Source organism: Pseudomonas sp. P7759, from assembly GCF_013386445.1.
Classification (GTDB): Bacteria; Pseudomonadota; Gammaproteobacteria; order Pseudomonadales; family Pseudomonadaceae; genus Aquipseudomonas; species Aquipseudomonas azotoformans_A.
On the sequence record NZ_JACART010000003.1, the window covers coordinates 36,709 to 49,935 of the forward strand.

9 protein-coding genes are annotated in these 13,227 nt (G+C 60.2%); 6 read left to right on the forward strand and 3 right to left on the reverse strand.

Annotated features, from left to right (window positions below):
* Positions 1 to 63: 63 nt before the first annotated feature.
* Positions 64 to 2,367, reverse strand: a complete 2,304-nt coding sequence (locus HX823_RS00905; protein WP_177073919.1) for an autotransporter outer membrane beta-barrel domain-containing protein — start codon at positions 2,365 to 2,367, stop codon at positions 64 to 66.
* 269 nt (positions 2,368 to 2,636) lie between these two features.
* Complete coding sequence (locus HX823_RS00910; protein ID WP_256349942.1) at positions 2,637 to 3,536, reverse strand: alpha/beta hydrolase; 900 nt, start codon at positions 3,534 to 3,536, stop codon at positions 2,637 to 2,639.
* Between the two features lie 197 nt (positions 3,537 to 3,733).
* Here HX823_RS00910 and HX823_RS00915 point away from each other — a divergent pair, with 197 nt between their 5' ends.
* Positions 3,734 to 3,988 carry a helix-turn-helix transcriptional regulator gene (locus tag HX823_RS00915; protein ID WP_016977688.1) on the forward strand — a complete coding sequence of 85 codons (255 nt, stop codon included), beginning with the start codon at positions 3,734 to 3,736 and terminating at the stop codon, positions 3,986 to 3,988.
* Complete coding sequence (locus tag HX823_RS00920; RefSeq protein ID WP_177073920.1) at positions 3,972 to 5,207, forward strand: type II toxin-antitoxin system HipA family toxin; 1,236 nt, start codon at positions 3,972 to 3,974, stop codon at positions 5,205 to 5,207. The genes HX823_RS00915 and HX823_RS00920 overlap by 17 nt, the downstream gene beginning before the upstream one ends.
* A gap of 16 nt (positions 5,208 to 5,223) precedes the next feature.
* Here the strand turns inward: HX823_RS00920 and treR are convergent, their stop codons facing one another.
* The gene (gene treR, locus HX823_RS00925) at positions 5,224 to 5,928 is read right to left on the reverse strand and encodes a trehalose operon repressor (protein ID WP_033898611.1); all 705 of its coding nucleotides are present in this window, start codon (positions 5,926 to 5,928) and stop codon (positions 5,224 to 5,226) included.
* A 238-nt stretch (positions 5,929 to 6,166) separates the two neighbouring features.
* Between treR and treP the strand changes: the two genes are divergently transcribed.
* From treP to ptsP, 4 genes are all read left to right on the forward strand, one after another.
* Positions 6,167 to 7,609: a PTS system trehalose-specific EIIBC component gene (treP, locus tag HX823_RS00930; RefSeq protein ID WP_038848771.1), complete on the forward strand. Its 1,443-nt coding sequence runs from the start codon at positions 6,167 to 6,169 to the stop codon at positions 7,607 to 7,609.
* A 115-nt stretch (positions 7,610 to 7,724) separates the two neighbouring features.
* Positions 7,725 to 9,371 carry an alpha,alpha-phosphotrehalase gene (treC, locus tag HX823_RS00935; protein ID WP_177073921.1) on the forward strand — a complete coding sequence of 549 codons (1,647 nt, stop codon included), beginning with the start codon at positions 7,725 to 7,727 and terminating at the stop codon, positions 9,369 to 9,371.
* Between the two features lie 69 nt (positions 9,372 to 9,440).
* Complete coding sequence (locus HX823_RS00940; protein WP_177073922.1) at positions 9,441 to 10,661, forward strand: carbohydrate porin; 1,221 nt, start codon at positions 9,441 to 9,443, stop codon at positions 10,659 to 10,661.
* 49 nt (positions 10,662 to 10,710) lie between these two features.
* Positions 10,711 to 13,227, forward strand: coding sequence for a phosphoenolpyruvate--protein phosphotransferase (gene ptsP, locus HX823_RS00945; RefSeq protein WP_177073923.1), 2,517 nt, complete (start codon positions 10,711 to 10,713; stop codon positions 13,225 to 13,227).

Below are 13,227 nucleotides of genomic sequence, written 5' to 3' on the forward strand. Positions count from 1 at the left end.
CCCGCAGCGCTGTATGAAAAAACCGGCCTAGGCCGGTTTTTTCATTTCAGGCGAAGGCGTTGATCAGAAGTCGTAACGCACGTTCGCGGTGAAGGTGTCGGCGTCGAAACCGCTGCTGGTCAGGTAGTTGTACGACCCTCCCACGCTCCAGGCGCCGACGCGGTAGTTAGCGCCCAGTCCCAGCTCGTAGCTATCGCGCGCCGGCGTTGCGCCGGTGGTGGTGAAGGGGGTGCCGCCGAGCACAAAGGTGGAGGTGGTGCTGGCCTTGTCGCCGATGAAGTCGTGCCAGGCCATCAGCTTGGCTTCCGGTTCGAAGCTGCCCACACCCACATCGAAAGCGGCCGCCAGACGGGCGCCCAGGCCCATTTCGCCGATTTCATAGCGCTGGCTGCCGACCTTGAGGGCCGCCGAGCTGCCTTTTTCACGGTACGAATCAATCGAGATGTTGGCATAGCGCGCACCGACCTGCGGTTCCAGCAGCCACTGCTTGTCGAGCTGGAACGTATAGCCTGCCAGGGCGTTGACGCCGAAGATCTCGCTGTCGTAGTCGGCCTTGGCACGGGTGCCGGCGATGTAGCGTTTGGACTCGTTGTCGTTCCAGCCGTACATCAGCGAGGTGTCGACAAAGAAGTTGTCGCGGGCCCAGTTGCCGTAAAGGGTCAGTGCATGGCCGCTGACGTCGGTCTTGCTACCCAGGTCGGATTTGACGTCGCTGGTCATGTAGCTGTAGGCCAGGCCCACGGTTGTCTGGGCATTGAGCTTGCCGTCGGCACCCACGGCAATGCCGTTGGTGTTGGCGTCGTAGCCGTCGACACCGTGGCGGCTGTCTTGGTTGGCATCGCTGGACAGCGCTTGCAGCCATACGCCTTGTTCTGCCAGGACGTCACCGGAGGACAGACCGCTACGCGCTTTGCTGGCGCGGCGGTTGATGGCACCAGCGACCAGGTTCTGGCTATTGGTGGCGGCGTTGATCGCCCCGCGGCTGACGTCCGGGGTCAGGCTTTCGGCCAGTTTGGCCAGCTCTTCGCTGGTGGCGGCGTTGGCGAACTGCTGGAATACCGGGTCGCTTTCGTCCATCAGGCCCATGACCGTGTTCTTGAACGGCTTGATGGTGTTCACCGCGTTGCGCGAGCCACTGGCACCCAGCAGGTCTTGCGTGATCACCTCATCACTGCGGGTGGCTACCAGTGCTTTCACGTCCTGGCCTTCAATGCCGAAGTTCTTTACCTCGAGCAGTGCCGAGGAGGACACCACGGACAGGTTCTGCGGGTCTTCCCAGGTACCGGAGTTGATGAGGGTGTAGCGTGTGCCCCCGGCCGATGTGCGGAAGTCGTCGGAGCGCGCCTGCAGTTCGATCTGGCTGCCGGGAGAGAAGAAGGTGTTGCCAGTGACTTTCAGGATCGGCGTGTTGGGCAGTGTGTTGTTATCCAGCAGCAGGCGCAGGCGCGCAGTGTCGCTGTCCATGTCGAGGTCGCCCACAATCGTGGTCTGCGGGCGAAGGAGGGTCAAGCGGCCGCCGTCGATATCGACGAAACCGGCGCGGATGGTCGAGCCATCGAACATCGCGTCCCCTTGCACCAGCACACCGCTGAGGCCCAGCAGGTCACCCTTGACCTGGCCACCCTGCCAGTAGAAATACGACGGGGAGCTATTGTCGTCCGCCAGAATGGCGGCGGTGCCGCCTTCGATCAGGCCACCTGTCTGCCTGACCGAGAAGATCCTGAAGCCGTCGGAGGTGTCGAGACTGCGAAAGCGGATACCGATCCCGTCGGCGGAGATAGTCCCGCTGTTGTTGATATCACTCAGGAAGGGCGCGCCTGTCATCTGCCCCGTAAAGACTGCCTTCTCGATGTCGATCCCCTCAGAGTCGATACCCCGCGCGATGATAGTGCCCGAGTTATTGATGCGCGCCTGGGTCGAGGTGATCAGCATGCCTTCGGCATTTGCGCCCGTCACAGTGATGTTGCCGTTATTGCTCACTTCACCCGCGATCTTCGCCTGGTACAGGTCCAGCCCGACGACGGCGTTGCCGCTCACCGTAATGTCGCCGTTATTGATCAGGTCGCCACCGACGATGGAGTTGAGGGTCATGGCGATACCCGACGGGAACTCGGTGGGGTTCGCCGCCGTTCGGTTGATTTGGCCCTGGTTGATCAGGTTGCCCGCCAAGGTCACGTTGGTCAGCTCTACACCTGCGTTTTGCGACGTTCCGGTGAAGGTGGCGTTATTGAACACACCACCGAAGCTGCTGTAGGCCCCTGTGCTCAGGTCGTAGTTGAAGTCGGGTGCGGGTGCGGCATGGGCCGTGGCAGTGGTCGCCGCGACGGACAGCGCCAACAACGAGCGGCGCAGGTGGGAAGTGTTCAAGGCAGTATCCTTACAGGGCAGAAACTGGCAGGGAACAACCCACGCGTCAGCGTCTGTTTTAGGCATCCCTGCCAGCTTGTCAGTGAATGGCTGATTCAAGCGCGTGCGAATCTACACGATGCTTGTAGGACAATTCATCATAAAAAGCGTCGCTGAAGAGAAAAAAGCTAAGAAATGCGACGTTGCCGTTATTTTTTGCGGTTATACGAGGCTGATCAGCAATAAATGGAACTTTTAGCTCGTCGTTGTGGTCACGCAAGGATTGGGCGCTAGTGGGAAAGGTATTCGGATGTTTTCAAGCGGCCCTGCTTGTCCTCAATCTCAGTATTTTCATGGATCAATGGGGTTTTAACCCATCGACTCCAAGCCGCTTCCCACCCTTTATCATGGCTTGCTCCCCGTATATGCACGTATTCGGAGAAGGGCGAATCAAGCGCCTGTTGGTATCTATCCGCCAGCCCACTTGGAATAATCGGGTCTGCTTCGCCGATGAGGTGACGCTGGGGTAACAAGGCGAGCCGCTCCCGGTAGTCCAGCGGATCCAGTGAACCGTCGAGTGGCGACAGCCCTTTCATTGTCGCCCACAGACGTGGACTGAGATTGCCAGCCAGGGTTTGCACCTGGGTCACATCATTGCGTTGCGCCGCTAACAATAGGGCGAGAGCGGCGCCACCTGAATACCCCACGAGTTCGAACTCGCTATTCCCGTACCGTTGTTTTAATTGGTCCAGCGCCTGGCTGAGGCGAGTGACCACTCCCTGAGAAAATCGGCGATGGGTCCAGAGTGCCGACTGACAGGCTGCAGCCATGACGAACTGGCAGGGGCGTGCCAGGTACGCATTCGGTGTCGGGTCATCGACTGCCAGCCGTGGTACCAACAGATTGTGCGGGCTCGGATCCAGGCTGGGTTGGGTGGCCGTCGACCAGGCATGGCCATCACCCTCCAGGTAGACCCGCAGGCGAGTTGTCTTTTCTGCGGTTTGCGGCGCAAGTATGAGGAGGGGAAAGTCCTGCCCCGGCAGGACCTCCACTTGCCGGCCGTGCGCTTGCGCCAGTTGTTGCAGTGCCTCGCGCGGCGACTGGCAGGCGATAAGAAGCGCAGAGACCATCACCACCCAGGTTTTGTAGAAACCAGCCAATATCTGTCGATAGCGCAAGTGTCTACTCATCATAGGGAGCTGTCGGCATTGGCGGCGTAGTTCCAGGTTAAGTCTGAGCGGAGGCGGCAGCAGGTTTGTATTTCTGGTGTGTGAACGCTCAGCTAAGAACCACGTGCGCATAAAGCGCTATTCACAATGAAGTGCATCATATATGGTGCATTTGTGCGGCATTATTAATTTTTGCATTGTATTGGATGCAATTTGGTATGAACGATTTAGGATTGCTGATCAAAAGCCTCCGCAAAGCCGCAGGCCTCTCACAAACCCAGCTCGCGCTACGGCATGGTATGAGTCGCGCCACTATCTCCGGGATTGAGAACAATACCATCCCGGAAGTGGGAATTCGCAAGGTCGCAGCCATTCTTGAGGGCTTGGGATATGAGTTGACCGCCATTCCCAAACGTCGGCGCATGACCCTTGATGAGCTGAAATCGGAGAACATCCATGACCCGTCAAAGTGAGCGGCTCTATATCGGTGCTGGCGGCGTGCCTGCTGGGACGCTCGGGCGGGGCGGGGAGAACCGGCGCGATACGGTTTTCTCGTATAACGAAACGGTCGGCGAAGAGAATGCCGTTTCTCTGACGATGCCGGTGCGCCTGGAGAGTTACAACTGGGAGTACGGGATCCATCCTCTGTTCGAGATGCACATCCCCGAGGGGTATCTCAAGGATGAGCTGGTGCGACGCTTCAGCAAGTCAGTGCGCGGCTTTGACGACTTCGCTTTGCTGGGGATTGTAGGTCCACACCAGTTGGGACGTATCAGCGTTGCTCATGACGCGGGTGGTGAGTCATTGCCTGAGATCAAGCTCTCCGAGCTGTTGGTCTATGACGGGGCGAAAGACCTGTTTGACGACCTTCTGAAAACCTACGCAGCCTACTCGGGAGTGTCGGGTGTTCAACCCAAGGTTTTGGTGCGTGATGTTGACGACATGGCCCCCGGTATTGAGCGTCTGACCCATCGGGGCGCGACTCACCTAGTGAAGGCGTTCAATGAATCTGACTTTCCACAATTGGCGGCCAATGAGTTTTTCTGCATGCGTGCGGCATTCCATTGTGGCCTCGACGTGCCTGAGTTTCAGCTCAGCCAGCACGGGAAATTCCTGGTGGTAAAACGGTTCGACATCAGTGAAAGCGCCTACCTCGGGTTTGAGGACATGTGCGTTTTATCGGGATGGGGAACTGCCAAAAAGTACGACGGAAGCTACCAGGGATGCGCGAAGCTGATCAGGTCATATGTTACGCCCAGCCGTGTCGCCAGAACGCTGGAAGACTTCTTCTTGATGGTGGCGCTTTCTGCCGGCATCCAGAACGGTGACGCACACCTGAAAAACTACGGCTTGTTGTACGAGAATTGCGCAGAGGACGCGGACGTTTGGCTGGCACCTGCTTACGATCTGGTGACCACTACCGTGTACAGCAGCAATGACATCATGGGCTTGCTGCTCGGCGGTTCGAAGGCCTGGCCGAAGCGCAAGATGCTGGTCCAGTTCGGACGCAGTGCGTGCAGCTTTACTGAATCGCGCTGCAACGAACTGCTTGCCAGAGTGCAAGACGGCATGACCCGCGCGATGACGGAGCTTTCAGAATACCGAAGTACTCACCCAGAGTTCGAGGTGGTTGGGGAGAAGATGACCGCAGCCTGGTCGGCAGGGCTGGCGAAAAGCATCGCAGTACAATGATCTTCCCGACGGATGCTTACCGTCGCGCAATATCCGAAAAGTAAAACTTATCCAACGTATGCCGCGACTCGGTGTACTCGAACTGCCGCCCATCCTGCAAGAATGTCTGGTTACTCACCACGATCACATGGCTCTGACCTTCGAGGTCGAGGTGTGTCTGGTCGTCCTTGCCGCGGGGCAGGGCTTCGATGGTGCGTTGGGCGTAGGCGATTTGCAGCTGCAAGGTCTGTTCGATAAATGCGTAGATCGACTGTTCGGCAATCGAGCGGTCCAACCCCGGGATCACCTCGGCCACGAAGTGGTTGATGTCGAGGATTACGCGCTTGCCGCCGATGCGCCGTACCCGTTTGATGCGGGTGATCAGGGTGCCGGGTTCGGCTTCGATGTGTTGCAGCAGCGAGCCTTCCAGCGGGAACTGTGTGAATTCGACCACTTCGGTGCGTACGTCATCGCCCAGGTCGGCGTGGGTTTCGTGGAAGCTGACGATGCCGCCCAGTTGGAACTCGATCGGGTTGGGCGACAACACGAAGGTGCCCTTGCCGTGGATCTTTTGCGCAAACCCACGCTCCTGCAACTGCTCGATGGCCCGGCGCACGGTGCCTCGGCTGGCCTGGTAGCTGTCCATCAATTCGGTTTCGGAGGGAAGGCGTGTGCCGCGCTGCAGGCGTTCGGTGGTGATGCTGGCAAGCAGATCCGTGTAGATCTGGTTGTATTTGCTCATGGGGATGGCTCTGTGCCGGGGTTGCGGTCAAGGCAGGAACCTTAGTGGCAGAGCGGCTGTTTGTCCATTAGACCCTTGGATTTATGCGGGTTGTAGGGATGCGCTTGCCTACAAAAAATAAACAATGTGTAACTCGTACAGACGAGTTGTTGCTTTAACTCGTACAGACGAGTACTTTTGCCCTCGGCGTGCTGCCAATGACTGCCCCCAAATAAAAAAATCAAAGTGGAAACCAAGCATGAGCCACGACTATTCGACTATCGCCCGCGAGATTCTCGAGAACCTCGGGGGCACAGACAACCTTGAGCAAGCTGCCCACTGCGTCACCCGCCTGCGCCTGGCGCTCAAGGACCCGAGCCTGGTCAACGGCAGCGCGTTGAACCAGGTGGATCTGGTCAAGGGCTCGTTCTTTACCGGCGGCCTGTTCCAGGTGGTGATCGGCCCCGGTGAAGTGGAGAAGGTCTACGCCGCCCTGCGCGAGCAGACCGGCCTCGCCGCCGCCACCATCGCCGACGTGAAGAAGAAGGGCGCCGACAAGACCAACGCCATGCAGCGTCTGGTGCGGGTGTTCTCCGACGTGTTCATGCCGATCCTGCCCGCGCTGATCATCGCCGGCCTGTTGATGGGCGTGAACAACCTGATGGGCGCCAAGGGCATGTTCATCGAAGGCAAGACGCTGCTGGAGGCCTATCCGAACCTGGATGGCCTGTGGAGCCTGATCAACCTGATGGCCAACACCTCGTTCGTGTTCCTGCCGGCGCTGGTGGGTTGGTCGGCGGCCAAGCGCTTTGGCGGCAGTGAAATCCTCGGCATCGTGCTTGGCCTGATGCTGGTGCATCCAGACCTGCTCAACGCCTGGAACTACGGCAAGGCGGTCGCGGGTCTCGACGGCCAGAGCCTGCCGTACTTCGATATTTTCGGTTGGTTCAAGATTGAGAAAGTGGGGTACCAGGGGCAGATCCTGCCGATCCTGATGGCCGCCTATGTGATGAGCGTGATCGAGAAATGGTTGCGGGCGCGAGTGCCCAATGCGATTCAATTGCTGGTCGTGCCGATCACCACCATCGTCGTTACCGGCGTGCTCGCCCTGGCGATCATCGGCCCGGTGACCCGTCACCTGGGCATCCTGATCACTGAAGGCGTGGTCACCTTGTTCGACCTGGCCCCCATGGTCGGCGGCGCGATTTTCGGCCTGCTGTATGCACCGTTGGTCATCACCGGCATGCACCACATGTTCCTCGCCGTGGACCTTCAGCTTATTTCTACTCAGGGCGGCACTTTCATCTGGCCGATGATCGTCATGTCCAACCTGGCCCAGGGCAGCGCCGCGCTTGGCGTGTTCTACATGACCCGCAATGCGCGGGACAAAAGCATGGCGTCCACTTCCGCGATTTCTGCGTACTTCGGCATCACCGAGCCGGCGATGTTCGGCGTGAACCTGCGCTTCAAGTTCCCGTTCTATGCCGCGCTGCTGGGCTCGGCACTGGGCAGCATTTTCCTCTCGCTGAACAAGGTGCAGGCGTCGGCAATCGGCGTCGGTGGCTTGCCTGGCTTCATCTCGATCATTCCGCAGTACATCCCGAGTTTTGTGATCGGGATGGTCATCGCGATCGTGGTGCCATTTGTTCTGACCTGTGCGTTGAGCATGAAGATCGTGCGGCCTGGGTACAGGGTTGCCTGATCCATCGCATTCGCGAGCAAGCCCGCACACATGGGAATGCATTTCAAATGTGGGAGCGGGCTTGCTCGCGAAGAGGCCCGCAAAGCCAGCACAAAACATTATTGAAGGAATCCCCATGCAAAACTGGCAACACTCGGTGATCTACCAGATCTACCCCAAAAGCTTCCACAGCCACGCGGGTAACGCCACCGGTGACCTGCTGGGCATCGTGGACAAACTCGACTACCTCAAATGGCTGGGCGTCGACTGCCTGTGGATCACCCCGTTCCTGCGCTCGCCGCAACGCGACAACGGCTACGACATCAGCGACTACTACGCCATCGACCCCAGCTACGGGACCATGGCCGATTGCGACCTGCTGATCAGCGAAGCCGGCAAGCGCGGCATCAAGTTGATGCTGGATATCGTGGTCAACCACACGTCCATCGAACACGAATGGTTCCAGCAGGCACGCAGCAGCCTCGACAACCCCTACCGCGACTTCTACATCTGGCGCGACCAGCCCAACAACTGGGAATCCAAGTTCGGCGGTTCGGCCTGGGAGTACGAGGCGCAAACCGGTCAGTACTTCCTGCACCTGTTCGACCACACCCAGGCCGACCTCAATTGGAACAACCCCAAGGTGCGCGCCGAAGTGTTCAAGCTGATGCGCTTCTGGCGCGACAAGGGCGTGGGCGGTTTCCGCCTGGATGTGATCAACCTGATCTCCAAACCCGCCGATTTTCCCGAGGACAACACCGACGGCCGCCGCTTCTACACCGACGGCCCGAACGTGCACGAATACCTGCAGGAAATGCACCGTGAAGTCTTCGAAGGGCATGACCTGATCAACGTCGGCGAGATGTCGTCCACCAGCCTGGAACACTGCATCCGCTACTCGCGGCCGGAGTCGAAAGAACTGTCGATGACCTTCAACTTTCATCACCTGAAAGTCGATTACCCGAACCTGCAGAAGTGGGTGAAAGCCGATTTCGACTTCCTGCAACTCAAGCAGATCTTCTCTGACTGGCAGTTGGGCATGCAGGCCGGTGGCGGCTGGAATGCGCTGTTCTGGTGTAACCACGACCAGCCACGGGTGGTCTCGCGTTTCGGCAATGACGGCGAGCATCGGGTGGTCTCGGCCAAGATGCTCGCGACGGCGCTGCACTTTCTCCAGGGCACACCGTATGTGTACCAGGGCGAAGAGTTGGGCATGACCAATCCGGGCTTCGACAGCATCTCGCAGTATCGCGATGTGGAGACCTTGAACATCTTCCGCCTCAAGCGCGATGCGGGGGAGTCCGAGGCGTCTAGCATGGCGGCGATCATGCAGAAGTCCCGCGACAACGGCCGTACGCCGATGCAGTGGAGTGCCGGGGAACACGCCGGTTTCAGCAGCGGTGAGCCGTGGATCGGCATTCCGGCCAACGCGGCGCAGATCAACGTCGAAAGCCAATTGGATGACCCGGATTCAGTGCTGCATCACTACCGCGCGCTGATCGCCTTGCGTCGTCACGAACCGCTGATCCAGGAAGGCGTGTACCGCCAACTGCTGCAAGACCATTTGCAGGTCTGGGCCTACCTGCGCGAGGGCCACGGCGAGCGCCTGCTGGTGCTGAACAACTTCTACGGCACGCCCTGCGAAATCCAGCTGCCGGACAACCTGATCAACCCGGCCAGCGAACAGCGCTTGCTGATCAGCAACTACCCCGACTGCCCGCAACGCACCGCCACGGTAACGCTGCGCCCCTACGAATCGTTTGTGCTGCACCTCAAGGACTGAGACCTGCTGCAACCCCGTGTGGGAGCACGGGGCGCTTCAAAAACCATAATAAAAATATCGGAGTGCTTCATGAAAACAACTATAAAGCTGGGCCTCGTTGCGTCTTGTCTAAGCCTGCCGTTTGGCGCTCAAGCCCTGGAATTTGCCGGTTACCTGCGCAGCGGCGCAGGCACCTCGACGGGCAGCGGTCCACAGCAATGTTTCCAATTGCCGGGGGCGCAATCCAAATACCGCCTGGGTAACGAATGCGAACAGTACGCCGAGCTGGAGCTGCGCCAGGACTTGCTCACCCTGGATGACGGTTCGGTACTCAGCGTCGATGCCATGGCGTCGCTCTACAACAAGTACGACCGTGCGCTGAAGTTCCAGGGCGAGAACAACGGCTCGGCGCGCATGCCGCAGATGTATGCGCAGTGGTCCAACCTGCCCAGCCTCAATGGCGGTTCGCTGTGGGCCGGCCGGCGTTACTACAAACGAAACGACATCCATATCTCCGACTTCTACTACTGGAACCAGAGCGCCACGGGCGGCGGTATCGAGGACGTGCTGATCGGCGACCTCAAGTACAGCTACGCGATTTCCCGTAAGGACAACCTGTACCAGAAAGAATACGCCACCCGTCACGACTTCAACGTCGCGGGCTTCAAGACCAACCCCGGCGGCGAGCTGGAACTGGGCTTGAGCTATATCGAAAAAGCCGGCGGGCGTGACACCAACAGCGGTTGGGCGATCACCGCGCAGCACGTGCAAAAACCTTTCCTCGGTGGCAAGAACAAGTTCGCCTTGCAGTACGGCGAAGGGCCCGGCACCGGCCTGGGCTACACCGGCAATACCTTCCTCGACAACAGCAGCAAAAGTTACCGCGCCGTGGAGTTTTTCGACTGGCAGGTGACCCCGCGTTTTGGCGGGCAGATCGAAGCGGTGTACCAGAAGGACATCCGTCCTGGCAGCCAGGACCAGACCTGGATGTCCATCGGCGTGCGCCCGGCGTATGCCATCAGCGAGCAATTCAAACTGGTCACCGAGCTTGGGCATGACCAGGTCGATGCCACGGGCGGAACGCGCAAGCTGAGCAAATTTACCTTCGCTCCCACATGGTCGCCCAAAGGCCCGGATTTCTGGGCGCGGCCGGAAGTGCGCTTGTACTACACCTATGCAACCTGGAACGAAGCGGCCAAGCGTGCGGCGAATGAATTGGCGGCGGGGTCGGCGTTGTCCGATACCGGCTCCTATGGCACGGCGCGGCATGGGTCGAACGTTGGTGTGCAGGTTGAGTACTGGTGGAAGTAATCCTTCCTCCGCTCAATGATATCTACAGAACAAAACAGCAGGTGAAGTCATGACCACAACTCAACCCCTGGAATTGCTGGCGCCCTTGTCGGGTGTGCTGCTGGCGCTGGACAAGGTGCCGGACCCGGTGTTCTCCAGCCGCCTGATCGGCGATGGCCTGTGCATCGACCCCACGTCGCAGACGCTGTGCGCGCCGCTGGCCGGGGTGATCAGCAACATCCAGGACAGTGGGCATGCGGTCAGTGTTACCGACGATTACGGCGTTCAGGTGCTGATGCATATCGGCCTGGACACCGTGAACCTGGCAGGCCAGGGCTTCACCCGGCTGGTGCAGGAAGGCCAGCGGGTGGAGGCCGGGCAGCCGTTGATCGAATTCGATGCCGACTACGTGGCGCTCAACGCACGCAGTTTGCTGACCTTGATGCTGGTGGTCAGCGGCGAGCCCTTCAGCCTGTTGGCGGACGGCCTGGTGGAAACGGGCCAGCCGCTGTTGCAGTTATCCCCAGGTGAGGCCGTGCAAGCAGCGGACGAAGAGGAGGGCGATGCACTGTTCTCCAAGCCGCTGACCTTGCCCAACGTCAACGGCCTGCACGCGCGCCCAGCCGCGGTATTTGCCCAGGCTGCGAAAGGTTTCAACGCCAGCATCTACCTGCACAAGCAAACCCAGAGCGCCAACGCCAAATCGCTGGTGGCGATCATGGCGTTGCAAACCGTACAGGGCGATACCTTGCAAGTGAGCGCGGCGGGCGATGAGGCTGAGGCGGCAATCACTGCGCTGGTTGCTTTGTTGGCTGAAGGCTGTGGCGAGGTCGTGACGGCGGTTGCTGAACCGGTCGCAACGGTGTTGTCGGCGTCGGTGCTAAAAGGCGTGTGTGCATCGCCGGGTTCGGCGTTTGGTCAGGTCGTTCAAGTGACCGAGCCCGAGCTGGTCGTCACGCAGCAAGGCACGGGCGAAGCTGCCGAACGTGCGGCTTTGACCCGTGGCCTGCTCGCCGCCACTGAAGCGTTGCAGGTGTTGCAGGACAAAGCGGCTGGCAGCGCCCAGGCCGAGATTTTCCGCGCCCATCAGGAACTGCTCGAAGACCCGACCTTGCTGGAACACGCCCACCGCCTGCTGGCGGAAGGCAAGAGCGCGGCCTTTGCCTGGAACAGTGCAACGCTTGCGACCGTCAAACTCTTCGAGGGCTTGGGCAATGCGTTGATCGCCGAGCGTGCGGCAGACCTGGCCGACGTCGGCCAGCGCGTGCTGAAACTGATCCTGGGTATTCAGGACAGCGCCTGGGACTTGCCGGAGCGCGCGATCCTCATCGCCGAGCAACTCACGCCGTCGCAGACGGCCAGCCTGGATACCCGCAAGGTGCTGGGGTTTGTCACTGTCGGGGGCGGCGCGACCAGCCACGTCGCAATCCTCGCGCGCGCCCTGGGCCTGCCGGCTATTTGTGGTGTTCCGGCCGAGGTGTTGGCGTTGGCCAATGGCAAGCAGGTGCTGCTCGACGCCGACAAAGGCGAGCTGCACCTGGAGCCGAACCTGGCCGAAATCGAGCAACTGGACGCTGCGCGTCAACAACAGGGGCTGCGCCATCAGCGCGATGTGGCGCAGGCGTCGTTACCCGCCACGACCCGTGACGGCCACCATGTTGAAGTCACTGCCAACGTGGCGTCGTTGCAGGAAGTCGAGCAGTCCCTGACCCTCGGTGGTGAAGGCGTCGGCCTGTTGCGCTCGGAGTTCCTCTATCTGGATCGCAACCGTGCCCCAAGTCCCGACGAACAGGCAGCGACCTACACCTCGATCGCCCGTGCCCTGGGCACCGAACGCAACCTGGTGGTGCGCACCCTCGACGTCGGTGGCGACAAACCCTTGGCCTATGTGCCGATGGACGCCGAGACCAACCCCTTCCTCGGTCTGCGCGGCATTCGTTTGTGCCTGGAGCGTCCGGAACTGTTGCGCGAACAATTTCGCGCGATCCTTGCCAGCGCCGGTTTTGCGCGGCTGCATATCATGTTGCCGATGGTCAGCCTGCTCTCGGAGCTGCACCTGGCGCGCAAAATCCTTGAAGAGGAAGCGCTGGCGCTGGGGCTCACCGAGTTGCCAAAGCTGGGCATCATGATTGAAGTACCGTCCGCCGCGCTGATGGCGGATGTGTTCGCGCCCCATGTGGATTTCTTCTCCATCGGCACCAACGACCTGACCCAGTACACGCTGGCGATGGACCGCGACCACCCGCGCCTGGCCAGCCAGGCCGACAGTTTCCACCCGGCGGTGCTGCGCCTGATCGCCACCACGGTCAAGGCCGCCCACGCCCATGGCAAGTGGGTAGGCGTGTGCGGCGCGTTGGCGTCCGAAGCGTTGGCCGTGCCCGTGCTGATCGGGCTGGGTGTGGACGAGTTGTCGGTCAGCGTGCCGTTGATCCCCACCATCAAGGCCACCGTGCGCGAGCTGGACCTGGCCGACTGCCAGATCATCGCCCGCCAGGTCCTGGGCCTGGAAGAAGCCGCCCAGGTGCGTGAGGCCTTGCGCCAGTATCACGCGGCTACCGTTGAAACCTCACCTGTCGTGGAGCACTGA

Excerpts from the sequence above, each read along its gene's own strand:
- HX823_RS00910 (WP_256349942.1), bottom strand. The coding sequence starts at position 3,536 with ATGAGTAGACACTTGCGCTATCGACAGATATTGGCTGGTTTCTACAAA.
- HX823_RS00915 (WP_016977688.1), top strand. The coding sequence starts at position 3,734 with ATGAACGATTTAGGATTGCTGATCAAAAGCCTCCGCAAAGCCGCAGGC.
- HX823_RS00920 (WP_177073920.1), top strand. The coding sequence starts at position 3,972 with ATGACCCGTCAAAGTGAGCGGCTCTATATCGGTGCTGGCGGCGTGCCT.
- treR (WP_033898611.1), bottom strand. The coding sequence starts at position 5,928 with ATGAGCAAATACAACCAGATCTACACGGATCTGCTTGCCAGCATCACC.
- treP (WP_038848771.1), top strand. The coding sequence starts at position 6,167 with ATGAGCCACGACTATTCGACTATCGCCCGCGAGATTCTCGAGAACCTC.
- treC (WP_177073921.1), top strand. The coding sequence starts at position 7,725 with ATGCAAAACTGGCAACACTCGGTGATCTACCAGATCTACCCCAAAAGC.
- HX823_RS00940 (WP_177073922.1), top strand. The coding sequence starts at position 9,441 with ATGAAAACAACTATAAAGCTGGGCCTCGTTGCGTCTTGTCTAAGCCTG.
- ptsP (WP_177073923.1), top strand. The coding sequence starts at position 10,711 with ATGACCACAACTCAACCCCTGGAATTGCTGGCGCCCTTGTCGGGTGTG.